Below are 22,358 nucleotides of genomic sequence, written 5' to 3' on the forward strand. Positions count from 1 at the left end.
CACCCACCGTAGCCGCGCACCGTCAGGTGCATTTTCTTGGGGGTGCACCCAGAGGGGAAGAAAACCGTGAAAACACGCTTAATCGGTGGAATCGCAGCTCTGCTGCTGGTCATCATCGGATCTTTCATGCTGATCAACTACGTCTCCGGCGCGGACCGCCGCGCCCAGGCGGCGCTGGAGCCGGCGGATGTCCTTGTTGTCAAACAGTCGGTTCCGGCAGGAACCAAGACCGAGGACCTGGCAGCCTATGTCGAAGTGAAATCCGTACCGGGCGGAACTCGGGCGCCGGATTCAGTGGCCGACCTGGCAGACGTGCCAGGAAAGGTCACGTCCGTGGAACTGGAGCCGGGTGAGCAGGTACTGTCTGCCCGCCTGGTGGACCCGACACAGCTGATCACCCCCGGGGCGGTCCCCGTTCCTGATGGCCTGCAGGAAGTCACCGTCCTCCTTCCACCGGAAGCAGTGGTCGGCGGTTCACTCCGCGCCGGCGATCTGGTCGGCGTCTATGTGTCGATGGCAGGCGCCAACCCGGCCGCTCCGGAGGAGGTCGCCACCCAGCTCCTCTTCGACCAGGTCCTTGTCACCAGCATCCAGCAGGCGCCCCCGGCAGACACCGCCACACCGGCCAAAGGAACGTCTGCCGTTCCGGGCGGTTCGGCGTTCGTAACGTTTGCGAGGAACTCTGTGGACGCCACGAAAATCATTCACAGTGCCGGAAACGGCAGTATCTGGCTCACGAAGCAGTCGGCGGCCACCCCTCCCAGCGCCCGTTCCCTGGTGAGTACAAGTCAGGTATTCAAATGAGCCGGTTCCTGGCATTCACCACCTCCCGGACGTTCGAGCGGCGCCTGACGGCGTCGCTGGGACGCGACCATGAGCTCCAGGTCCTGGACCCGGCACTCGTGGCAGGCGCACCGGCAGGGCCGCTGCTGCAGAGCCAGCAGGGCCCGGTCAACGTGCTCGTCATCGGGCCTGACGTGAACCCCGAGCAGATGCTGGCCATCGCAGCCGGGGTGGACCGGACCAGCCCGGGTGTGGTGGTGGTCGTGGCAGCCGTTCTGACAACGGAGCTCGCCCTTGCAGCGATGCAGTGCGGGGTCCGTGACGTGATGGCCCCCGACGCGGAACCCGTGCAGATGCGTCAGGTTCTTGAACGCAATGCCCTCACCTCGAGCACCCGGTTCGAGGCTGTCGCCCGCGACGCGGAAGACCAGCGCAACCGGGGCAGGGTCATATCTGTCATGTCGCCTAAGGGTGGGGTGGGCAAAACCACGGTCGCGACCAATCTAGCGGTCGGCCTGGCTAAAACGGCGCCGAGGGGCGCCGTCATTGTTGATCTCGACCTGCAATTCGGGGACGTTGCCTCAGGTCTGAATCTGGACCCTCAGCACACCATCAGCGAGGCGGTCACGGGAGCGGCGCCCAACGATCCGATGGTCCTGAAGGCCTTCCTCAGCCGGCACGAGTCCGGCGCCTATGTCCTCTGCGCTCCCCACCGCCCCGCGGATGCTGACCTGATCAAACCCGTGCACGTCACGACCTTGATCAATCAGCTGTCCCTGGAGTTCCCGTACGTCATTCTCGATACATCCCCGGGCCTGGGCGACGTGGTGCTCGCCATCCTGGAACTGGCAACAGATGGCATCTGGGTGTGCGGGATGGACGTGCCCAGCATCCGTGGTCTTAATCACGGCCTGGAAGTCCTGCGCCAACTGGATCTGGTGCCCGCGGCCAACACTATCGTGTTGAACTTCGCGGACAAGCGCAGCGGCCTCACAGTCCAGGACGTCGAGGCCACGATTGGCCGCCCCGTGGACATCGTCCTGCCGCGTTCACGCACCGTCCCGTTCTCCACCAACTCCGGGATCCCACTGCTGCAGAACGGCAGCCGGGACCCGGCAGGGAAGGGTCTGAAAAAGCTGCTGGAACGCTGCACCCGGAACCCGGAAACCACTAGCCCGAACACACCCCAAAGGAGTGAAACTCCGTGAGTCTCATCGAACGGCTGCAGAAAGCCCGCCCGGCTCCGGACACCGGTGTAGACGCCTCCCCTCTGACGGGGCCGGCCCCGGAACCCCCTGACGTGCGCGACGCTCCGGGACGCCTCGAAGCCTTGGCGACGGCGCCCGCGGCAGCCGCTGACGCGCTGTCCGGCATCAAGAAGCGTGCCGCCGATGAACTCATGGTCCGCCTGGGCAGCAGGATCACGGACACCGGGCTGAATGAGGATGATGTCCGCAACATGGTCCGCGATGCCGTCGGGGCGTTCATTGACGACGAACAGGTTCCGCTGAGCCCTGAGGAACGCCGCCGCCTGATACGCGAAATCGTCGATGAAGTCCTCGGCCTCGGACCGCTGCAACGCCTGCTCGATGACCCGCTCGTCTCCGAAATCATGGTCAACGGTCCCGGACGCATCTACGTCGAACGCGGCGGTCGCTTGCACCTGGCCGAGAGTAGCTTCAGCTCCGACGCGCAACTGCGTACCGTCATTGAACGCATCGTCTCCCGGGTCGGGCGCCGGATCGATGAGGCTTCTCCCCTTGTCGATGCCCGGTTGCAGGACGGTTCCCGTGTCAACGCTGTCATCCCCCCGCTGGCGGTGGACGGCCCGTCGCTGACCATCCGGAAATTCTCCGCTGTCCCCCTGACGGTGGATGACCTGATCCGGTTCGACTCCGTGTCCCCGGACATGGCCCAGCTCCTGGACGCCTGTGTGCAGGCCAGGCTAAACATCATCGTTTCCGGTGGCACCGGCACAGGCAAAACAACCCTCTTGAACGTTCTCTCATCGTTTATCCCCGCGGACGAACGCATCGTCACCATCGAAGATGCCGTGGAACTGCAGCTACAGCAGGACCACGTCGTCCGGCTCGAAAGCCGCCCGGCAAACATTGAAGGCCGCGGCGCGATCAGCATCCGCGACCTGGTCCGCAACTCCCTGCGCATGAGACCCGACAGGATCGTGGTCGGTGAAGTCCGCGGCGGCGAAGCACTCGACATGCTCCAGGCCATGAACACCGGTCACGACGGCTCCATCTCGACCGTGCACTCCAACTCCCCCAGAGACGCAGTCGCCCGCCTGGAAACTCTTGTCCTGATGGCAGGGATGGACCTGCCCCTGCGGGCTATCCGGGAACAGATCGCCAGCGCCGTCCACCTCATCGTTCAGCTCAGCCGGCTCAAAGACGGCACCCGGAGAGTCACCCACATCACCGAAGTCCTCGGGATGGAAGGGGACGTCGTGACCCTCCAGGACGCCTTCACCTTCGATTTTGCTGCCGGCGTCGATCATGCCGGGCGCTTCCTCGGAAAAACACAGGCCACCGGCGTGCGTCCGAGGTTCGTTGAAAAGTTCGCCGACATGGGGATTAACCTGCCCCCTGAACTCTTCATCCCGCAACCGGATGGACGGAGGACCTGGTGATGCAAGGCGCTGCGCTGCTTTCCGGTACCGTCCTGATCCTGCTCGGACTCGCCGCCGGGATCTTCCTCACCTTCCGGCCCCGGTACCAGGACATCCCCGTCAGCCGGCGGCGGCCCTACTCCCGCGGCGCCAAAGCCTCGTCAGTCATTTCACGCGTCAGCAACGCGGCGGTCGCCGCCGCCGAACGCCGTACCGGATCCGGCACCGGAGGACTGTTCGGCTCCGAAGCCCTCAACGGAGCCGGCCTGAAACTTCCCGCATCCGAGTTCGCCGTGCTCCTGGTCATCGTGGCATTCCTGGCCGGCGCTGCCGGCTACATCCTGCAGGGCCTGTTGCTGTGCATCCTGCTGGCCCTCCTCGTCCCACTCGGCGCCACAGTGCTGATCCGCATCAGGACAGGCAGGCGCCGCGCCGCCTTCGAAGGCCAGCTCAGTGACATGCTGATGTCCCTGTCCGGGAGTCTGCGGGCCGGGCACAGCATCGCCCAAAGCCTGCACAGTGCCAGCATCGAGATGGCAGCACCCATGTCTGAAGAACTTGCCCGCATCGCCAACGCCGACAGAATCGGCACCTCAGCCAGCGAAGCCATGGCCGAGGTTGGCCGCCGGATGCGTTGCGAAGATTTCGAGTGGCTCAGCCAGGCAATAGAAATCAACCGGGAGGTCGGCGGTGATCTCGCCGGCGTCCTGGACCACGTTGCCGACACCGTCCGGGAACGGGCACAGATCAAAGGCCAGGTCCGTGCCCTGGCGGCCGAAGGAAAATTCTCTGCGTATATCCTTCTCGCCCTTCCGTTCTTCGTCGCCGCGATCATCAGCGTCACCAACCCCGGCTACATCGGGGTCATGACGCAGCACCCGCTGGGATGGGTCTTCATAGCAGTCAGCATCATCATGATGGCCATCGGCTCGGTCTGGATCAGCCGCATCATCAAGATCGAATTCTAGGAGCGGACATGAACCTCACCGTGGGGCTGCTGATCGCCACCGTCGTCCTTCCACTGGGCTATCTCGCGTGGTCGCTGATCAGCGTGGACAGGACCTCCGCCAGGCTCATTCAAACCCGGCTCGCGGCCACCTCCCGCCGGCAGAGCGCCGCTTCACAGGCGGGGCAGTCTAGTGTGGCCCGCCTGGCCCGGCGGCTGACCCCCCAGGCATACATCAGCAGGCTGGACCGGCTCCTGGCCAGCGCAGGCCGCCCGGCGTCCATGCCGCTGGACCGGCTTCTGACCCTTAAACCACTGGCCGCCCTGACTGCCCTCGCCGCGGCGCTGCTCATCGGCGCGTTCAAAACCCCCCAGGGCAGCATCTTCGCCGTGATTCTCACCGCGGCCTGCTATTTCGTTCCGGACCTGCTGGTCTTCAACACCGGCACCAAACGCCAGGCACGTATTCAGATCGATCTTCCCAACGTCATGGACCAGCTGCTCATCTCGGTTGAGGCGGGGCTCGGTTTTGAAGTTGCCATGGCCCGCGTGGGTAACAGCGGCACCGGTCCCCTCGCCGAAGAGATGGTCCGTACCCTGCAGGACATCCAATCTGGCCGGACCCGCCGCGAAGCCTACAAAGCGCTTGCCGGCAGATCCACCGTGCAGGACCTCAAGAGTTTCGTCGGCGCCATCGTCCAGGCCGAAGCACAAGGCCTGTCCATCTCCCGGGTTCTGAAACCCCAGGCAGACCAGATGCGGGTCAAACGCCGGCTGCGGGCCGAAGAGAAAGCCATGAAACTTCCCGTCGCTGTGGTGTTTCCCCTGCTTCTGTTCATCTTTCCACCCCTGTTCATCGTCATCCTGGGCCCGGCCGTCATCAACGCCATTAACACGTTTTCCGGCCAATGACCCGCCCTCACCCACGCACACGACCCCCGCGAAAGGAGTGCATGATGCGCACCGCCCGCGCCAGCACCCTCCCCGGCCCGCCGGCTGAGCGGCAACGCGGCGCCACCGCCGTGGAATTCGCCCTCATCCTTCCCATGCTCCTGGCCATGCTCCTCGGCGTGGCCGACTTCGGAGTCGCCTACGGCCAGAACATCAGCCTGCAGGCCGCCGCCCGTGAAGGCGCCCGCGAAGGCGTCACACAAGGCGACGTCATCGCCTACACCAACCAGGCAAGCGGCCTCCTGGACAACACCAAGCTGCAAATCAAGTTCGCCGTCGACTCCTCCGGCGGCGCCCCAGGGCTCATGGTCGTCTGCGTCCGCTACCCCCAATCGTCCCTGACAGGCCTGTACTCCTTCGCCCTGAACGGATTCTTCCAATCAAAATCCGTCATGCGCCTCGAAGGAACAGTGCCCGCCACCACCGGCTCGCAGCGCTGGACAGGAGGATCATGCACCCTCTGACGACAGGTCCCCTCCCCCGGCGGCCCCGCGCTGGCCGGGACGACAAGGAACGCGGAGCCACCGCACTCATCGTCGCACTGCTGCTGCCCGTCCTGTTCGGATCGGTGGCCCTCGCCCTGGACTACGGCAAACTCGTCTACGAACGCCACCACCTCTCCAACGCCCTGGACGCCGCCGCGCTGGCAGGCGCCGCGTCGCTGCCCGCCAACCCGGCCGCAGCAAAGGCCGCGGCCCTCAAATACGCATCCGACAACGACCCGGAAGCCTTACCGGCCGTCAGCTTCTGGTGCGTCGTAGCCTCCACAGGGGCCACGAAAGCGGTGGCCAGCGGGCAAATCCCCTCGGTCTGCAACCCGGGCACCACCGCAAACGCCAGATGCAACGAGTCAATCTGCGCCATACCCTGCACACCAGCCGGCACGGTCACCTGCAACTCCATCACCGTCACCGATGACAAAGTTGTCCCCTTCTCGTTCGGGCCAGCCATCGGCATCAATTCCGGCAACACCGGCACCCTGGCAGCCAACGCCTGCAAAGGCTCATGCGGCTCACAAATCCCCAACCCCATGGACGTCGCCCTCGTGGCCGACCGGACCGGCAGCATGACCGACACGGACCGAACCCAGATGGTCAACGGGATCAAAAGCACACTGCAGACCATGACGAAGGACCAACAGTACGTTGCCCTCGGAACGATCCACCGAAGCGCGGACAACCCCGGAACCTGCATCACCAAGCCTTCCACGTCCCAGACAGTGGGCCCCTGGATCCCGGTGCCGTTCTCCAACACCTACACGTCCTCCCCCGCGCTCCCGGGTGGAACGCCGCCGCTGAACACGGGAAGCACCCTCGTCAGCGGGCTCAACTGCTTGAGCAGCTCCAGCGGGGGCACCTACCTCGCCGCGCCCATGAAGGCCGCCGCACGCTACGTCCTGGGGTACGCGCCCAATAATCTGGCCAGCCTGCCCACCCGGTCCCACCCCGCCCGCAAAGCCATCATCTTCGAAACCGATGGTCAACCCAACGAACAAAACATCACGGGCTCCACGGCCCTGACGACCACCAGCGACCTTGGCAGCACCAACGGCACCACGGCCTGCAACAACCTCAAACAGGTCGCCGCCAACGCGAAAGCTGCAGGCGTACTGATCGTCACAGTCGCCTTCGGTGAGGCCAACACCGCCCAGTGCTCCAGCGGCGGCGAACTCGTCCGCAACGTCCTCGCCGGCGCCGCGTCCCCAGACCCCCAAGGTGTTGCCAGCGACGCCGACAACAACTGCTCAACCGCCGCCTTACGGGCCATCGAAAACGCCGACGGGGACTTCTTCTTCTGCGCCGGAGCAGGGACTGAAATGGGCCCCATCTTCGTCTCCGCCGTCAACGCCATCAGCCCCAACTCCCGACTCATCCGCATCCCTTAGCCAACCGCCGGCCACAGCATCGGCACCCCTGACATCCGAGCATGCACCGCGCAGTGAGCGATGCGCCTGTGGCCCTACCCGGTTTCCCGGCGTCAAGGAAGGATAGGTGGACTACAGCGCCGGACCGGGACCATCCTCCGGCCGGAGCGGGTCTTGGGCTGCGATCTGCTGGATCCGCTGAGCGGTCAGGCCAAGAACAGCTGCAATTTCCGGCATCGTCATCCCCTGGCGTCGTAGTTCGGCGATCGCCTCCGACCGCTCCTGCGCGGCCGTGTGCAGCAGGCGCTCTGCCTGGCGCCGCAAATCATCCGCCCGGAGCCAACCTTCAAAAGCCGGGTGGTCGGTACTGTACGTGACGCTGAACGTGACCTCATCATCGGTGTCTTCGGACAGTTGTCGCGCCAGGCGCCGCTGTCCCGCCATCAGACGCCGGTCCGTCACCGTCACGTCCAGATCCGGCGCGACCATGATCCACTGGTTGCCGTCCCAGGAAGCCCGAACCGCGACAATGGATGGAAGGCTCGCTTCATTTGCCGGTTGTCGGCGGAGGAACTGCCCTCGGAGCCATTGATCGATGCGGCCGGCGTCGAAGCGGTCCCCCCCGGCTCCGGCCTCAGCCCGCAGATCCTCATCCGTTCCCTCGAGCGCGTTGGCAGCAAGGCGGAAGTCAGACACCGACAGCCTCGCCCTGCCGGCTGCCTGACGCAACGTCAGCGACCGCCGCGGCATGCCCTCTTGCATGTGCTCGGACACCGCTACCCCCGCTTCACCCGTCCCTGTACCTCAGGCCACAATAGCGGCAGCCGCCCTGTTCCAGGCAACGAGACGCCCCCGGAAATCCAGGCTTCCCAGCTGACTCTTTTGAGAGTCTCCGGACTTTTCCCTCCAAGGGGGTCTCCCTAATGCGGCGCCGCAAAAGAAAGGGGATATTGGCATCTTGTCGCGGCAGGGTGCCGGGTCCACTATTAAGGTCCCATTGCAGTCTGCAGGAGGCAGTCATGTCTGAATTGTTGGACGTCAGCCAGGTTGTGAATTCGCTGAGGTCGGCACGGTCCGCCAGGGAATTAACTCCCCGGGTTTATCACCTGGACGGCGATGCAACAGAGTTGGCGCCCCCTGGGTCCTTGACCGTCCTGTTTGGGGTCAAGGGGTCTCTGGACCGGATTGAGGAAGCCATCGCAGCGGGTGATGTAGACCGGATCAGCGAGGTGGCTTCGGAGAGTAACAAAGCTATCCAGGGCTACCGCAGGGGCATCGGTGCCCTGTCCAATGCCCTTGCCGAATCATCATCTTTTGTGGATGTTTCCTACGGCGGACGCACCCTTGCCAGCGCATTGACCGCCGATGACAGGACGTTCACGCGCGTTATCCACCCTTATCTGGGCGGGGGTGTGGAAAACGAGCAATTCTCCGTCGCGGAATTCTTTGATGAGAGCCGGGCTGGCCAGGAATTGGATGTCGTTGTTGTTGTTCACGAACCAAAAATCGATGATGTCACGCGCGGCGTGCTCGACAGGATCGGGGTTGACGAAACTGAAATCCGTGTCGGGGTGGACCCCAATCTGGTGGCCTGCACGGTCACCGCCACCCCGGTCGTTGTCGCGGTCACCGTTGCCATTGTCGCCACGGCAGCGACGAGCTGCGCCTCGTCCTGGAATGACAGGGAGTGGTACACCGACCCTGACCCCATCATCGGAGAACTGGCCCCGCGGCTGGCCGTGGAGAGGCTGCTCGCCATCCGAGCGAACGACTTCGCCAAGCCCTCCCGGTGACGGTCCTGCTGGTCCTGCAGGTCCTGGTCGGCGCTGCGACAGCCACGCTCATCGCCTTTTCTTCGCTGCGCGCGGTGCCCGTCCTGTGGAAAAAGCTCGCGGGCAGGGACGTTCTGCTGGTCGTGCACGACACCGCATACTTCGCCCCCACACCCAATACGGCAGACTATTACCTCGTTGCCCGGCGCAGTGCCGGGGAAGTGTGGAATCCGGTCCGGACATCGCACCGTGCCATGCGGCTCCACCTCACGGATCCGCACCGGCGGATCCGCAAAGCCCTGGTGGATCTGGGGTCGATGTACATCACCATTGACTCCGCCCGCCGGGGCCGGTCAGCACAGGAGACCAGAACCGAGATCGCAACCTCCGTGCCCTACCTGATCGCCCTCAGCACATGCACCAGCGCTGCGCCCGGGTGGCCGAGCATCCAGTTTGGCTTACTGCGGCTCGATCATCAGGACGGCGCCGAGGCCGTCGACATGCTGGCCATTTCCGATGTCCACCCCACTGTCAGCTGACCAGGCACTGCTGGGGGTTGCCGGGTGCCTGTTCCTCAGCTCAGCGATCACCGGCACCGAATGGCTCAGGCTCATCCGGTCCGGAGAAACCGGGCGGGGCGGCCTGCTCGACTGGAATGTCCTGCGCCTGCGCCGAAGCGTCCTGAAGACTGCCGCCCTCCGCCCCGTGGACCGCCTGTTCCTTAGCAACAGGATGACCGCTGCCCTGGTGGTCACCGGGGTGCTGGCCGCATTCGGTGTCGTTCTCACCTGGCATACCCCGGCGTCCGCCGTGTGCGGGTGTATCGCTGTGGTCTACCTTCTCCTGATGTCCCTGCGGTTTCCCCTTGGACGGGACGGTGCCGACCAGCTCATGCTCGTCCTTTCCCTGGCGGTCTTCGGCTACACCCTTTTCCCGAACGACGTGTCCGCGACGGTCTTCGCCGGCCTGATCTGCGCTGACCTCATCATCGGGTACGAGATTTCAGGGGTCTCGAAGTTCCTCGGCAAACCCTGGCGTTCGGGTACAGCCCTGGCAAATATCCTCCGAACCCGCTGCTACGGATGGCCCTGGGCCGTGAACGTGGTTCCCCCGACACTGCTTGCCCTCGGCGGCTGGGCTGTCATGGTTTTCGAAACGGCATTCATCACCATCCTCTACCCTTCCATACCCTTAGGGCTCGCCCTCGTGACCATCGGTGCTCTCTTCCACTTTGGCTGCTGGGTTGCCATGGGACTGAACGGGTTCTTTTTCACTTACCTCGCGGCCTATCCAGCCCTCATCTGGCTCGTCTTCTCCCTGGGCGGGTAGACCCGCTGCGGCCAGCACCAACCCTTGTACGCGGGCCACGCCGTCTCCCGCACGCACGGTTCCGCCACGTTGCCTGTCCTCCGGTCCTGCCAGCGCTGGTTGCCCGTGTCGACGTGCCACAGGTGATGCTGTTCGCGAAGGAAACGGGCTAGGGCGCGGCCCGTCCCGGGTGACGCAGGTCTGTCCGTGTCTGCCGATGCCGGCGGGTGAAGATTTTCTTAACGGTTCCTGCAGGTGATCTTCGGAAATCCCTTGGCTGAGGTAAAAGGCATTTGGGGGTTTGCCTTGATCCGGGCTTTCCAAACTGAGCACACCCATTCATCACGTGCCGGAGGAAACACCTGTGACCGCAACACCTGAAACACTGACCGAGTCCCGCTACCTATCCGTCGTCAGAGGCCCGGAGCAGGACCAGGACAACACCCGTGCAACCATCGCCTGCGTCATCCCTGCCTACAACGAAGAAGAGACCATCGCAGAGGTCCTGACCGCGCTGCTGGACCAGACCCGGTTGCCGGATGTGATCCATGTCGTGATCAACAACTCCGATGATGAGACCTTCTTCGTGGCCCGTGACTTCGCCGGCCCGCATCAGCGAACCTACCGGGACACCACCCAGATGACCGAGGTCTTTATCCACGACATCGGGGTGAACAAAGACAAGAAGGTCGGAGCCCTGAACTACGGCTTCGCGCAGGTCTGCGATGACTTCGACTACTTCCTCGGCGTGGACGGAGACACCGTCGTGGATGCCTACGCGGTCGAACACCTGGAAAAGGAAATCCTCTCCGACCCGCGCATCGGCGGGATCTCAGCCATCTACACCGTCGCCGAACCCGAGAAGAAAGGTCTGACCGCCAAGTTCCTCACCGCCGGGCAGAGGGCACAGTTCGCTGCCTTCAACATGGACAACCTGCTCCGCGGCCGGAACATGGCCGTCCTGGGCGGGCAGTGCTCACTGTTGTCCATGGAAGCGCTAAAAAACGTCATGGTCGACAACCGGCAGTCCACCCCCTGGGTCAAAGACTCCGAGGTCGAAGACTCCCTGCTGTCCCTGCAGATCAAGAACCTGGGGTACGCCACGAAAATCTCCGCAGCCGCGCGGGCCTCAGTGGGTGGCATGGACACGCTGCGTTCCTTGGACGGACAGCAGGTGAAATGGAACTACGGAGCGATCGACCTCATGTGGCCGGGGCAGCGCAGCAACACCCCTGGCCAGCCCCTGCATCCGAACCTGCGGCTGCGGTGGAGCGAGAACATCTCGATGGTGTTCAACATCCTCACCCGCATCTCCTTCCTGATGCTGCTGGCCGCGTCACTGAGCATCAACGCCTACGTCTTCTACCCGGTATGGCTCATTCCCCCGGTTGTGGCTATTATCCTGAACCTTCGGATCGCCCTGTCGATCAAGGGAAAATCGGGGCGGGACATCGCCTTCGCCCTGCTGGCCTTCCCCGCCGAGGCCTACCTCTGGCTCCGGATGGGGCACTTCGTCCGGGCCTGGTCAAAGTTTTTCGCCAGAGCCCAAACGGACAACTGGGCCGCCCAGGCCAGGGCCGAACGCGGCGCCGGGTCCGCGCACCTGATGCCGGCCATCGTCCTGGCCGTCATCGCCGCCGGCGTGATCTTCGCCTGGCTGCAGATGTCGGTGGACCTCAGGTCCGCCATCCTCTCCATGGGCTGGCCCGTCCTCTATATCACCACCATGGTCCAGACCGTCTTCATGCTCCGCAAGGCCCTCCGCGGCCACCGGGGCTTCCACGTCTAACCCGCCATGCGCACAACGCCCTTCCCGCCTGCCCTCAGCACCTGACCAAAGGAACCCTTCCATGGCCAACGCACGCCACGCCGCACCCAGACCCCGTTCCCTTCCCCGGCTGCACGCTTCCAGGGCCCTCCCGGTCCTGTCCCTGGCCGCCGTCCTGACCGTGTCCGGCTGCTCCGTCCCCGGCCTGCCCGGGCCGACGGGGGCGCCGGTCGCCGAAGCAGAACAAGCCGCAGCGGTGACGCGGGCACCTGAACCAGTCTCGGCTTCCCCGGCACGGGAGATCCGGAACGACCTGGCCGGTGGCTCAGCGTCCCACCGCCTAGGGGCTGCCGGCAACCAGCTGGCGGTGGACTACTGGACAACCGAAAACACATCGACGTGGACCCCCGACAGTTCGCCCATTATTCAAATCAGTGCCAAGGTAGCCGGCGCCGTCGGGGACAGGTCGGTGAAGATTACCCGCTTCAACGCCAGAGTCGATGCCCTTAACGCAGTCCTGGCCAATGACACCGGTGACTTCGCCATTGGAGATCCTCAGTCTTACTCCTCCGCCGTCCTCGTGCCGGAACACCCCGGCGCGGACAGCACACGTATCGTTTTCACGTTCGACCTGATGACCGAAACTGCGCCAGGCTCCGGGGTGTTCACCCGGCAGACCGTGATGGACTCCCTCACGATCGGGTATGCTGCTGGAGCATTGACGCCGGAACCGGCCCCGACCACGCAGAAGTAGTTGCCATGAATACCCTCACTGCGGTCGTCATTGAAGCCGACCCGGAGCTCAGCAGCCAGATCAGCTCGGCCCTCCAGGACGGCGGTTTTCGCGTGCGGACCGTGGGCACCGGCCAGGATGGCATCGATGCGGTCTCAGACGATCCCCCCTCGTTGGTCACCACAGACCTGCAGCTTCCGGGCATTGACGGACAGGAAGTCGTCCGCCGGATCCGGCAGTTCAGCAACGTCCCGATACTGATCCTGAGCACCAGCAATGAACTCGGTGACCTGATCTGCGGGCTGGGACGCGGCGCGGACGGCTACCTCGTCAAACCGGTGAAGCCAAAGGTTCTACTGGCGCACGTCCAGGCCCTGCTGCGCCGCCCGGCGTGACCCGTGCGCGGCTGCAGGGCCTCCCCGGAAACTTCACCGCGGATGCGAAAGCTCAGGTCCAGCCAGCCAGGTTGGCTGCCAGGCGGTATCCGAAGCCGTGGACGGTTTCAACCCACCGGGGGCTGGAAACAGCATCACCAAGCTTCCTCCGCAGGTTGGCGATGTGCACCTGCACGACCTGTTCGTCCGCCTCCCGGCCAAACCCGCCGGCGGCGGGCTGTCCGCCACGAAGTACCTGGGCCAGGTCTTCCTTTCCCTGCACGGTCCGGCCGCCGGCCAGCAGGACGTGCAGCAGGTCAAACTCCGAGGGGGTGAGCTTCAATTCTGACCCGTCGACCTCAACAGTCCGGGCCCGAACATCCAGCCGCAACCCGTTGTGCTCGAGAAACGACGGCTCCCGAACCGCCGAGATACCGGCCGCAGAGTCTGACCCGCCGGACGGTTCTGGATCCGCCAGCGGGGAATCGGTCAGGCTCACCGATCCGCCGCGGATGCGCGGCCGGCGCAGCAGCGCCTCTACACGGTAGCGAAGCTCTCTGGGTCGGAACGGTTTAGTGAGGTAATCATCGGCCCCCGCTTCCAGGCCCAGGAGGGTATCCAGCTCGTGAGTGCGGGCAGTCAACATCAGGATGTAGGCGTTGCTGAAGAGACGGACGCGGCGGGACACCTCGAACCCGTCAATATCAGGAAGGCTCAGATCGAGGATCACCACCTGCGGACGGTGTTCGCTGATACCTTCAACACCTTCCAGGCCGGTCCTGAAAACATGGACGTCGAAGCCGGCCTCACGGAAAATCCCGGCCAGCACCGAACGAATATCCGTATCGTCCTCAATAATTGCCATGGTGCGCTTTTCCACTGGAGAGCCCCCTCTTGAGACCATGCGCTTGGGATGGCAGCACGCTAACACCCTGCCCTCAAGGCCGCAGATCCCAAACGGGCAAAACCTGAGAGACTCTTGACCGGTTCTTGACTTCATCAGTGCCGGTTCCCTGATAGATGCCGCGGCCAGTCAGCTGTAAAGCTAACCTTTGGCAGGGTTGACCAAAATCCCGGAAAACCATGTCAACGGCCCTGCTAGCAGCTTCCGCCTCGCGGCGCTGACCACGTCCTGCCCAGCCCTTCCAGGCGAGGGAGGACGTCCTGCGGGTTCAGCCGATCTTGAGCCACTCTTGACCAATCATCACCGGGCCAGGCCCCTCCGGCCGCCCTGGCGCGGAAGGACACAGGCCCGGCGCCAGGGGACGACGGCGTTGACCTTCGAACGGTTCGGTACGCCTGCGCCCCGGCGACATCATCCGGACCCGCCAGCGGGGCATCCTGAACATCTTTGCCCGGCCTCCCCTGAGTACCCAGCCGGCCCCGCCAAGTACCGCCACGCTGCGCAGGCTCCCAAGACAGGTACCGGCTACCCGTGCATCACGGATGAGAACCCGTAGGTTTGAAGTCAGCACCGGTTCACGTCCTCCGGTGCAACCGTCACGGATCCTGAAACAAACCCACCCAGACCGTGCCGGCGGCGAAAGGGTGCTTACTGAGACCGGAGCACCCCCACCCCCAGCCGTCGCCGGCACCATAACCCCGTCCCGTGTCACCAATGAAGCTGACGCGGGACGGAACCCTCCGACCGGCATTGCCGCCTCTTGCCGGGAACCTACAACCCCCTGACACGGGAAAGCCCCACCGGGATAAGAGGGGCCTTCCTGCGTCAGGCAACGATCACCACCGGCCCGAATAATGTCCTTCCTCCCGGCGCGTGGACGCCCACGCAGGTCTCGTGGGCCCACTCTAATGCCATCGCACCTTCCTATCCACAGCTGCCGCAGCGGCAGGAGCAGACCGGGCATTGGACGGCCCAGGTAAAATCCTCTGTTCGGGAACCGGTGGGAGCGCAGGCAGCCTAAGCCGGTCTACCGGGCAAGCGGAACGACCAGAACGGGCCGTGCCCGGTGATGGGTGAGCTCTACAGCAACAGAACTCACGAGCAACTGCTCCAGACGGACGCCGAGTCTCTGTTCGCGCGTCCCGACAATAATGATTGACACATCCGCGAATTCCGCGAACTCGCTCAGGGCCCGGACAGGGGCCCCGGAAAGCGTACGAAAGGACCAGCGGACCCCTGCCTGGTTCAAGATCAACTCCAGCCCGGCACGGATGCCCGCACTGACCCCCTCAGAATCATCCCCGGGTCCTGTCACCGACTCACCAGACAAATAGCTCGTGACATCCACGTAGGCGCAGATCAGCTTCACGTCCAGGCTGAGGGCGAGCTCCACCGCCCGGTGCACAATTTCCAGCGGCTGGTCCGGAACGACGCCGGCCAGTACTGGTCCCCTCACCCGCTGCGGTGCCCATGGGGCAGCATCGCCCGGCACTCGCTTGCGACCGCCGACGTTACCCATCACAGTTCAGGCGCACATGCACGCCGCAATCCTAAAGCGTATGCAGCACTCCGTCGAGGCACCGGTCCCAATTCGAACTGCCAAAATGACACCCGCGACAACGCCCGCCATGGCAAAAGCCCAGCGGCCTTCCCCATCCTTCGGCAATGCCCAAAAGATACGCCGCCGTCCCGGCATGACACGGGGCGACGGCGGACCCCAGTGAACTGGTGTGCTTCCGAGCTGCTCCAGAGGTTTCCACACCACCGCCTCTGCTTAGCGGCTGCCCACACTCTCCCTTCTCCTGCTCACACTGGTCAAACCGGAAACGCGCTCCCCTGCGCCCGGCCAGCGTGAGCGGGCAGCGAGCCCATCCCATCCAGGCACGAGTATCCGCAGGTGAAGCAGGCATGGATACCCTCGCTGGCCCGGGATGGCGGCTTGGACCTGCCACGGAGTGTGACGAATGGAGGGTACTGCTCCCCGAGGCTCTGGCCATCACGTGGGGCTGCTCAATGCGTTGACGCCATGTCAAAAGCCGGCAACCGGGATCTGCACGGAAGCTGCAGCCGAAGGGATGTTCGGATCCCTGAGCCGCTGCAGGGTTTGCAGACAGCACCTGCCGAGGAGCGGCAGAAACTTCGCCGCAACCTGAGGCAGCCGATCGGCCATGTCCGCTGTGTTGCCGCGCCGCGGACTTCGGCTTCCACATCCCCGGCAAGTGCAACTAACTGCTCAGCGCCTACTGTCTGGCCGGAGACCTTCACGGCCACGATCACCGCCAGTGCACCCGGCAGGTCAGCGGTGGTCAGTGCCAGCCGGAGGCTGCTGAGCTGCAATGGCAAGGCTTTGACGAAGTTCGATACAAAAGCCCCGTTGCAGCCGAAGCCCTTCTCCCTTTCGGACCAGAACCGGAAGAGGAAGGACTGGTTCACCACCGGAAGGTGGGCTTCCTGAGCGGATGTCATCTGCAGGGCTCGTTCCATAGTGAGTCGGACGTTGCGTTCCCACCAGCCCTATCAGTCTAAGAGGCTGTGGCACCGAAGGAGCAGCTGGGGACTGGAATTGTGCTGAATTGACCGAGTTCCCAGCGACGCGTACCGCGCGGGCGGGACCCGGTAGCGAACCAACGCTGGTGCCTCCCGCGCCCTGTTGCGGAAAGTTGAAGAAGTCTTGAACTTTTCTTGTCGGTGATGCCCGGTTGGCCTTGAAACTGGGGCGGCAAAGTTGTTGTTGTCAGCCGATGGGGCTGGCACACAGTCCGCAGGCCGCACAGGCCGGCCATCACGAAACGGATCACCATCATGGGTCTCAACCTCAAGTCCACCACCGGCAAGGTCCTCGCTTCCACCGCCCTGGTTGCCGCCGCAGCTTCCGTTGCAGGCCTGGGTACCTACGGTGCCTTCACCTCCACCACCAGCGCCAGCGAAACCGTCGCCTCCGGCACGGTCAACGTGGCCCTCGGTGCCACCGGCACCGCCGCGAACCGCCTGTCCGTCGCAGCAACCGGTCTGGTTGCCGGCGACACCGTCCAGCGTGCCGTTACCCTCTCCAACACGGGCAACCAGAACCTCTCCGCCATCACCCTGACCACGGTGGCCTCGCCCACGTCCAAGCTGGACACGGATGCGGTCAACGGCCTCCAGCTGACCGTGGATGCCTGCTCGGTGCCGTGGACCGAGGCCGGCATCTCCCCCGCCTTCACCTACACCTGCGCCGGCACGGTCACCCAGGTCCTCGCTCCCCGTGCCGCCGTGGGTGCCAACATGGCGCTGGCCGGCCTGAACTCCGTGACTTCCGCGGCCGCTGACAACCTCCGCGTCACCGTGACGCTGCCGGCCTCCGCTGACAACTCCTTCCAGGGCCTGTCCAGCACCGTCGGCTTCAGCTTCACCGGCACGCAGCGCACCGCCAACAGCAAGTAACCTGTTCCGCCACCAGCCGTTCCGCACGGCGGCGCGGATGCCCAGGCATCCGCGCCGCGGAATCAAGAACCCCTACCAGACCTGAACCGAGGGCATCATGACCACGCAGACACAGTCCTACCCCGGACGGCGGAGCGCCGCGGCCGCCGCGCCCTCGTACCCCACCGCCGCCGCAGCGATCCGGACCTTGACAGGGATCGCGAAGCGCACGGCGAAACTGGCCGGCAAGGTCCTGATGGTGGGCATCATGGTGGTGGCCACGGCAGCCTTCCTGTTCCTTGCGGTGGGCCCCAGGGTGTTCGGTTACCAGACCTCAACCATGCTGACCGGGTCCATGTCGCCGCTGATCAACCCGGGTGACGTGGTGGTCAGCGTCCCTACACCGGTCAATGACCTCAAGGTGGGCGACATCGTCACGTACCACATCCCCGTGGAGGACCAGCGGATCGAGACCCACCGCATCACCGGCGTCACGCGGGCCGGCGCCTCCACCACCATCCAGACCAAGGGCGATGCCAACAACGGCGCGGACCCCTGGACCGCCATCATGGCCGAGGACCACGCCTTCACTACCGTGGCCGTTATCCCGCACCTGGGCGATGCCATCCGTGCCCTCCGCTCACCGGTAGTGGGGAAAGTACTCCTCTACGGCGCCCCGGGCATCCTGGTCCTGCTGCTGCTGACCAGCATCTGGTCAAAGCCCAAAGAATCCCCCGCTTCCGCCCACGGCACGGCACTTCCGGCTACCATTCCCGCATGAGCAACGCCACTGCGGACGTCCCGCATCCCACCGGGCAGGACGCCGGCGCAGTGCTGGACAGGTCCTGCCTCACCGACCTGGCCGATCAGCTCGCCTCACCCGAAGCCGCGGCCCAGTTCGCCGCGGTGTTTGTGGAGATGCTGCCGGAACGGGTGCAGGCCATCGAAGAACCCCTCGCGGACACCCGCGTGCAGGCAGCCCGCACCGCAGCGCTGTCCCTCGGATCCTCAGCGGCCATGATCGGGGCGCAGCAGCTGGTCCGTGATGCCGGGCTGATCAACCAGCACCTCAAAACCGGCTCACTCGACGCAGCCCGCGAAGTGGCAGCACGGCTTAGCGCGGACGCCGCCGCCGTGGCCGCCGCCATCGAAGACCTGCTCGCCGGCCAGTAGCCACCCGTACAGGCTGAGTCAGGACACGGCCGACGGCGGCGGGTCAGGACAACAGCGTCAAGACAGGGACGACGGCGGCACCAGGCCGTACCCCACTCCGCGCACAGTGCGGATGATCTGGGTATCGGAACCGCCGGCGCGGATCTTCCGCCGCAGGTTACCGACATGGACCTCCACGAGGTGCTCGTCCGTGGCCCACTCATCACCCCACACACGCCGCAGCAGGGATTCCTTGGTCCAAACCCGGCGCGGCGCCCCAACGAACGCCGCCAGCAGGTCGAATTCAGTCCGGGTCAGCACAATTTCGTTGCCACCCACGTGGACAGTCCGGGACTCCGTATCCACACGAACCGGCCCGTGAACGCTCGCCCCGGAATCGGCCTCATCACTGGCCGGTTGCTTGGGCGCCGCAGGCTGCTCCAGCTCGGCAGTGGCGGACCCTGCAAGCACTGCAGAACCGTCGTCGCGGATCCCCGGCCGGGGCCGCCGGAACATGGCCGTGATGCGCGCGCCCAGGGCCCGCGGGCTGAACGGTTTGGTCACAAAGTCGTCGGCACCGATCTGCAGGCCCAGGAGCTCATCGATCTCCTCCACGCGCGCAGTGATCATCACCACGTAGGCGTCGGAAAATTCGCGCAGCCGCCGGCACACTTCGGTCCCGTCCAGGTCAGGAAGGTTCAGGTCCAGGGTGATCAGTTCCGGATGGTGTTCCCGGATCCGGGCCAGCCCGTCTACACCGTTTCCCGCCACCACCACATCAAAGCCCTGCATGCTGAGCGTCCTGGACAGCAGCAGCTGGATGTCCTTGTCGTCTTCAACAACAACGGCCTTGCGGTTGGCGGATTCATTCTGCATGAGCCTTAGCATTTCAGACAGCCCGCCCCTGTTCCCCGCACGGGGGCAGGGAGTCGCGAAGATTCTTGAGGAAACCTTGAACTGCCCACATGCGGGTGTTGAAGCCAGGGGGCCAGAATTGAAACAAGGCAATCACCACGGAAGGCAGCAGCGGAACATGGGCACGTCAAGGCACTCAGGCGCAGCACGGCATCTACGCCGTCTTGTTGCCGGTTTCGTCGTGGCCCTTTTCCTGGCAGCCACTCCCGCCATGGCCCAGGCCGCGTTCAGGGCCACAGCCTCCGCACCGTTCACCACGTCCACCTACGTGATCGCCGCCCCCGCGACCCTCGGCGGCACCTACTCCTGCGACACCACCAAGCCCTTCGGCTCCACCATCAACGTCACCAGCTTCGGCAAGGTGCCGCGCGCCACGGCCTACCAGCTCACGGTCATCGCGCCCGACGGCACCTCGCTGTCCCAAACATTCACAGCGAACACCATCAGCATGACCAAACCGTCCGCCCTCAGGAATGGCACTTTCACCTACGAACTCAGCGCCCTCGTGGGAACGTGGACCGGAACTCCCTACAAGGGCACCTACACCTGCTGACCAGGTGGCCGTACAGGTACTCGGGTGTGTCCTCAATTCCGGTCGGACCACCGAATGCGGCCTTCGTTGCTTCAATGCACCGGTGGAAACTACGTGGCATCACCCCCGGAGCCAGCAGGAATTCTGGGGTAAGCCCAGCATGCCGATCACCGGAATATAGGCGGTCTGGCTTCGTCGCTGGCCATGTATGCGGGACGCTTGCGCCTTGAACCACGACGGCGCCCGCTGAGGGCATCCTTGACGGTCACATTGAAGTACACCCCAACCTGACGTCAGGAAATGGGCCAAAAGGCGTCAAGGTAGAGTACGGTTTCCCCTTGTCTGACGGTGGAGCTGGAAACTCTTAGACCCCGTCCTGACTCCTATTTGGAGGCAGGTGGTTAGTCGACCTTCACGAAATGGCGCGGCTGCTTGTCATTCTTGAGTCGCGACTTCACCTCGTCCATCGAGATGCCAAGCTCTAGCGCGACCCAAGCTCGGACGACCATTACGCTCTCAGCCCAGGAGTTCATCACATCGACGTCATCAGGCAGAATCCGATTGGCGTGCTTTAAAGCGTTGTATGTCGCAACGGTCTGCTTCGCCCAGTCTGGGCCATCGAAGGGCAGGCACTCACCGAGGTCAGAAAGGATCCGTTCGAACCGTGCTTGTAGCGTGGCTTTGGCAGCCTTCTTTATCTCCACCCCGTCCCGGATCATAAGCAGGTACCCCAATGCCTCTACGCCCGGCCCTGTATGAGCAAGGCGTGTCTGAGGGGTGGTGTTGCGGAGTTCAAGGCTCGTGATGACCGGGTCGAGAGCACGGGCGAACTTATTCCTGAGCGCTACCCAGCTGTCGATGCCTTCGAGGCCAAGGTCCTGGTACTGCAAGAGGTGCGGGTGATAGTTCTTTGGCGCAGGGGTCCGCTCGTCATCCGCAACTACGACTTCGCGCCACTGTTCTCCGTGAGTTTTTCCGTCCAAGGTGGTCAAGGGATCATCCTCGCGGAGGGCACGGACCGCGACGCAGGACTCTTCGCGCCACCTCGATATGGCGAGCAGGTCGCGAACCGCACGGTGAAGTTGCATGTGAACATCCCAATCCATCGGCTCAGCACTGCGGGTGGTGCACCTCAGATGGTCAAGAAGGACTCGACGATCTTGCTCTGTTTCCGGGACGACCTCCCAACCTGACCTAAAATCGAGGGTTATTCCAGCGTGCTCTCTCACCTTCAACTCCTGCGTTTCGAGCGAGGTCAGAGTGACCTTGAGACTGCCTCCGTCATATTCATGTTGTTCCTCCCAGGAGGTGACTCCCAGCCATTCACGGAGTCCAGATATCTCGGTTTGCAGCCCCTGTGGCCGGTCGAATTCTTTATCTTCCCGCACACCCATGATCGCCGCTTGAGCCCACAGCTTTCCGCTCCCCGGTCCTCCGACATTCGCGTGGTATCCGCGTGCCCGACACCGAATCAGAAGTATGGTCCCGTGGGAATCGTGAAACACTACGCGTTTCGGCGGGGGCTTATATTCTGTTTGAGATCCAACGCCAGACAAGGATCGGCCGTTGCCCATGAACCAAGCCGCGTAGGGTACGTTCGGGTCGGACCAAGGCACTGTGACGCTAATGCCTGCGTCCGACCGTTCAAGCGTTACCTTGACTTCGGGAGTGTCCTCATAGGTGTCGTAGAAGTCACCAGATCGGCGCGTTCCCTTGAGTAACTCGTTCGGCACGAGCTCTCCTCTTTCATCGTGTGTGTACTGTGCACAAGTGGCAACGCGCGGTTTCATAGCACTCGTCGCGCTTCCTAAGGGAATGGCGGCGAGGACTCAACGCGATATTTCCATGCAAACGTTAGACCCCCAAATCCAGCCTTAAGTGACTGTCTTACGCAAGGTGAACCCGTACATCGGGGAACCAGCCGGCTGGGGCCTTCTTGGGTTCAAGGTGCTCGGGGTCGCGGTGCTTTTGCATATCGCATTTGTAGAACGGCCCGCGTGGGTCGAGAAGCACGCTCATGTGGTGGTCTGCGTGGTCTCTGAACCACACGCTCATGCCGGTGGCTCCGTCGAGCCTGAGATGTTCCCAGGCCCGCCACAGCGCTTCCAAGCGGGAGACAGCCTCTGGGTGGAAGTACCATTCGAGGCACCATTTTGCGGAACGCCCGTCGACGTCGCGGACGTAGGTGGGGAGCAGCTGCTCGTGCAGGAACTCTTCGGCCGAGCCGTAGACCAGCTCCGGCGATTTCTGCTCTCCCCCGGCCTGAGCGCCAGTGTCCTCTACGTCCGGTTTGGGTGCTTCACCGAAGCGTCCGATGTCGATTGTCATGCC

23 protein-coding genes are annotated in these 22,358 nt (G+C 64.0%); 17 read left to right on the forward strand and 6 right to left on the reverse strand.

The annotated features are described in order from the left end of the window. Nucleotides 1-66: 66 nt before the first annotated feature. Genes cpaB through AC1DBN_RS19385 form a run of 7 tightly spaced genes read left to right on the forward strand, consistent with a single transcriptional unit; the run spans nt 67 to nt 7,188 of the window. A complete protein-coding gene (gene cpaB / locus AC1DBN_RS19355) occupies nt 67-804 on the forward strand; it encodes a Flp pilus assembly protein CpaB (protein WP_477723958.1) in 738 nt (245 codons plus the stop codon). Next, nucleotides 801-1,991: a CpaE/TadZ family protein gene (locus AC1DBN_RS19360; protein WP_477723959.1), complete on the forward strand. Its 1,191-nt coding sequence runs from the start codon at nt 801-803 to the stop codon at nt 1,989-1,991. The genes cpaB and AC1DBN_RS19360 overlap by 4 nt, the downstream gene beginning before the upstream one ends. Beyond that, entirely contained in the window at nt 1,988-3,427 is a 1,440-nt protein-coding gene (locus tag AC1DBN_RS19365) for a CpaF family protein (protein ID WP_477723960.1), read from the forward strand. Before AC1DBN_RS19360 ends, AC1DBN_RS19365 begins: the two co-directional genes overlap by 4 nt. After that, on the forward strand, nt 3,427-4,374 hold the full coding sequence (locus AC1DBN_RS19370; RefSeq protein ID WP_477724002.1) for a type II secretion system F family protein: 948 nt from the start codon (nt 3,427-3,429) through the stop codon (nt 4,372-4,374). The genes AC1DBN_RS19365 and AC1DBN_RS19370 overlap by 1 nt, the downstream gene beginning before the upstream one ends. A gap of 8 nt (nt 4,375-4,382) precedes the next feature. Beyond that, on the forward strand, nt 4,383-5,264 hold the full coding sequence (locus tag AC1DBN_RS19375) for a type II secretion system F family protein (protein WP_477723961.1): 882 nt from the start codon (nt 4,383-4,385) through the stop codon (nt 5,262-5,264). Between the two features lie 44 nt (nt 5,265-5,308). Next, nucleotides 5,309-5,767, forward strand: coding sequence for a TadE/TadG family type IV pilus assembly protein (locus tag AC1DBN_RS19380; protein WP_477723962.1), 459 nt, complete (start codon nt 5,309-5,311; stop codon nt 5,765-5,767). After that, nucleotides 5,755-7,188 (forward strand): pilus assembly protein TadG-related protein, encoded by a 1,434-nt coding sequence (locus AC1DBN_RS19385; protein ID WP_477723963.1) that lies wholly within the window; start codon nt 5,755-5,757, stop codon nt 7,186-7,188. Before AC1DBN_RS19380 ends, AC1DBN_RS19385 begins: the two co-directional genes overlap by 13 nt. A 111-nt stretch (nt 7,189-7,299) precedes the next feature. Here the strand turns inward: AC1DBN_RS19385 and AC1DBN_RS19390 are convergent, their stop codons facing one another. After that, nucleotides 7,300-7,863, reverse strand: a complete 564-nt coding sequence (locus AC1DBN_RS19390) for a sigma-70 family RNA polymerase sigma factor (RefSeq protein ID WP_477723964.1) — start codon at nt 7,861-7,863, stop codon at nt 7,300-7,302. Nucleotides 7,864-8,186: 323 nt separating this feature from the next. Between AC1DBN_RS19390 and AC1DBN_RS19395 the strand changes: the two genes are divergently transcribed. From AC1DBN_RS19395 to AC1DBN_RS19420, 6 genes are all read left to right on the forward strand, one after another. Further along, on the forward strand, nt 8,187-8,960 hold the full coding sequence (locus AC1DBN_RS19395; RefSeq protein ID WP_477723965.1) for a hypothetical protein: 774 nt from the start codon (nt 8,187-8,189) through the stop codon (nt 8,958-8,960). Continuing rightward, a complete protein-coding gene (locus AC1DBN_RS19400) occupies nt 8,957-9,478 on the forward strand; it encodes a hypothetical protein (RefSeq protein WP_477723966.1) in 522 nt (173 codons plus the stop codon). The genes AC1DBN_RS19395 and AC1DBN_RS19400 overlap by 4 nt, the downstream gene beginning before the upstream one ends. After that, on the forward strand, nt 9,456-10,268 hold the full coding sequence (locus AC1DBN_RS19405; protein WP_477723967.1) for a hypothetical protein: 813 nt from the start codon (nt 9,456-9,458) through the stop codon (nt 10,266-10,268). The genes AC1DBN_RS19400 and AC1DBN_RS19405 overlap by 23 nt, the downstream gene beginning before the upstream one ends. A 343-nt stretch (nt 10,269-10,611) precedes the next feature. After that, on the forward strand, nt 10,612-12,036 hold the full coding sequence (locus AC1DBN_RS19410; RefSeq protein ID WP_477723968.1) for a glycosyltransferase family 2 protein: 1,425 nt from the start codon (nt 10,612-10,614) through the stop codon (nt 12,034-12,036). Between the two features lie 61 nt (nt 12,037-12,097). Next, the gene (locus AC1DBN_RS19415; RefSeq protein WP_477723969.1) at nt 12,098-12,769 is read left to right on the forward strand and encodes a hypothetical protein; all 672 of its coding nucleotides are present in this window, start codon (nt 12,098-12,100) and stop codon (nt 12,767-12,769) included. Nucleotides 12,770-12,774: 5 nt separating this feature from the next. Next, complete coding sequence (locus AC1DBN_RS19420; protein WP_477723970.1) at nt 12,775-13,143, forward strand: response regulator transcription factor; 369 nt, start codon at nt 12,775-12,777, stop codon at nt 13,141-13,143. A 52-nt stretch (nt 13,144-13,195) separates the two neighbouring features. Here the strand turns inward: AC1DBN_RS19420 and AC1DBN_RS19425 are convergent, their stop codons facing one another. Together AC1DBN_RS19425 and AC1DBN_RS19430 are read right to left on the reverse strand one after the other, a co-directional pair. Further along, the gene (locus AC1DBN_RS19425; protein ID WP_477723971.1) at nt 13,196-14,122 is read right to left on the reverse strand and encodes a response regulator transcription factor; all 927 of its coding nucleotides are present in this window, start codon (nt 14,120-14,122) and stop codon (nt 13,196-13,198) included. Nucleotides 14,123-15,053: 931 nt separating this feature from the next. Continuing rightward, nucleotides 15,054-15,545 (reverse strand): universal stress protein, encoded by a 492-nt coding sequence (locus AC1DBN_RS19430; protein ID WP_477723972.1) that lies wholly within the window; start codon nt 15,543-15,545, stop codon nt 15,054-15,056. Nucleotides 15,546-16,828: 1,283 nt separating this feature from the next. Here AC1DBN_RS19430 and AC1DBN_RS19435 point away from each other — a divergent pair. From AC1DBN_RS19435 to AC1DBN_RS19445, 3 genes are all read left to right on the forward strand, one after another. Continuing rightward, nucleotides 16,829-17,449: a TasA family protein gene (locus tag AC1DBN_RS19435; protein ID WP_477723973.1), complete on the forward strand. Its 621-nt coding sequence runs from the start codon at nt 16,829-16,831 to the stop codon at nt 17,447-17,449. Nucleotides 17,450-17,546: 97 nt separating this feature from the next. Further along, entirely contained in the window at nt 17,547-18,209 is a 663-nt protein-coding gene (locus AC1DBN_RS19440; protein WP_477723974.1) for a signal peptidase I, read from the forward strand. Next, nucleotides 18,206-18,601, forward strand: a complete 396-nt coding sequence (locus AC1DBN_RS19445) for an Hpt domain-containing protein (protein ID WP_477723975.1) — start codon at nt 18,206-18,208, stop codon at nt 18,599-18,601. Before AC1DBN_RS19440 ends, AC1DBN_RS19445 begins: the two co-directional genes overlap by 4 nt. Before the next feature lie 57 nt (nt 18,602-18,658). On the opposite strand, the gene AC1DBN_RS19450 is transcribed toward AC1DBN_RS19445, so the two are convergent. Next, nucleotides 18,659-19,456 carry a response regulator transcription factor gene (locus AC1DBN_RS19450; RefSeq protein ID WP_477723976.1) on the reverse strand — a complete coding sequence of 266 codons (798 nt, stop codon included), beginning with the start codon at nt 19,454-19,456 and terminating at the stop codon, nt 18,659-18,661. A gap of 157 nt (nt 19,457-19,613) precedes the next feature. Here AC1DBN_RS19450 and AC1DBN_RS19455 point away from each other — a divergent pair, with 157 nt between their 5' ends. Continuing rightward, nucleotides 19,614-20,048 carry a hypothetical protein gene (locus AC1DBN_RS19455; protein ID WP_477723977.1) on the forward strand — a complete coding sequence of 145 codons (435 nt, stop codon included), beginning with the start codon at nt 19,614-19,616 and terminating at the stop codon, nt 20,046-20,048. Nucleotides 20,049-20,428: 380 nt separating this feature from the next. Here AC1DBN_RS19455 and AC1DBN_RS19460 read toward each other — a convergent pair whose 3' ends face one another. Further along, nucleotides 20,429-21,760: an ApeA N-terminal domain 1-containing protein gene (locus tag AC1DBN_RS19460; protein WP_477723978.1), complete on the reverse strand. Its 1,332-nt coding sequence runs from the start codon at nt 21,758-21,760 to the stop codon at nt 20,429-20,431. 154 nt (nt 21,761-21,914) lie between these two features. Next, nucleotides 21,915-22,355, reverse strand: coding sequence for a DUF4913 domain-containing protein (locus tag AC1DBN_RS19465; RefSeq protein WP_477723979.1), 441 nt, complete (start codon nt 22,353-22,355; stop codon nt 21,915-21,917). Between the last annotated feature and the right edge of the window lie 3 nt (nt 22,356-22,358).

It is taken from the genome of Pseudarthrobacter sp. 10T415, assembly GCF_056394175.1.

Coding starts and splice junctions, on each gene's coding strand:
- AC1DBN_RS19360 (WP_477723959.1), top strand. CDS start 801: ATGAGCCGGTTCCTGGCATTCACCACCTCCCGGACGTTCGAGCGGCGC.
- AC1DBN_RS19370 (WP_477724002.1), top strand. CDS start 3,427: ATGCAAGGCGCTGCGCTGCTTTCCGGTACCGTCCTGATCCTGCTCGGA.
- AC1DBN_RS19375 (WP_477723961.1), top strand. CDS start 4,383: ATGAACCTCACCGTGGGGCTGCTGATCGCCACCGTCGTCCTTCCACTG.
- AC1DBN_RS19380 (WP_477723962.1), top strand. CDS start 5,309: ATGCGCACCGCCCGCGCCAGCACCCTCCCCGGCCCGCCGGCTGAGCGG.
- AC1DBN_RS19385 (WP_477723963.1), top strand. CDS start 5,755: ATGCACCCTCTGACGACAGGTCCCCTCCCCCGGCGGCCCCGCGCTGGC.
- AC1DBN_RS19395 (WP_477723965.1), top strand. CDS start 8,187: ATGTCTGAATTGTTGGACGTCAGCCAGGTTGTGAATTCGCTGAGGTCG.
- AC1DBN_RS19405 (WP_477723967.1), top strand. CDS start 9,456: ATGTCCACCCCACTGTCAGCTGACCAGGCACTGCTGGGGGTTGCCGGG.
- AC1DBN_RS19415 (WP_477723969.1), top strand. CDS start 12,098: ATGGCCAACGCACGCCACGCCGCACCCAGACCCCGTTCCCTTCCCCGG.
- AC1DBN_RS19420 (WP_477723970.1), top strand. CDS start 12,775: ATGAATACCCTCACTGCGGTCGTCATTGAAGCCGACCCGGAGCTCAGC.
- AC1DBN_RS19425 (WP_477723971.1), bottom strand. CDS start 14,122: ATGAAGTCAAGAACCGGTCAAGAGTCTCTCAGGTTTTGCCCGTTTGGG.
- AC1DBN_RS19430 (WP_477723972.1), bottom strand. CDS start 15,545: ATGGGTAACGTCGGCGGTCGCAAGCGAGTGCCGGGCGATGCTGCCCCA.
- AC1DBN_RS19435 (WP_477723973.1), top strand. CDS start 16,829: ATGGGTCTCAACCTCAAGTCCACCACCGGCAAGGTCCTCGCTTCCACC.
- AC1DBN_RS19440 (WP_477723974.1), top strand. CDS start 17,547: ATGACCACGCAGACACAGTCCTACCCCGGACGGCGGAGCGCCGCGGCC.
- AC1DBN_RS19445 (WP_477723975.1), top strand. CDS start 18,206: ATGAGCAACGCCACTGCGGACGTCCCGCATCCCACCGGGCAGGACGCC.
- AC1DBN_RS19450 (WP_477723976.1), bottom strand. CDS start 19,456: ATGCAGAATGAATCCGCCAACCGCAAGGCCGTTGTTGTTGAAGACGAC.
- AC1DBN_RS19455 (WP_477723977.1), top strand. CDS start 19,614: ATGGGCACGTCAAGGCACTCAGGCGCAGCACGGCATCTACGCCGTCTT.
- AC1DBN_RS19465 (WP_477723979.1), bottom strand. CDS start 22,355: ATGACAATCGACATCGGACGCTTCGGTGAAGCACCCAAACCGGACGTA.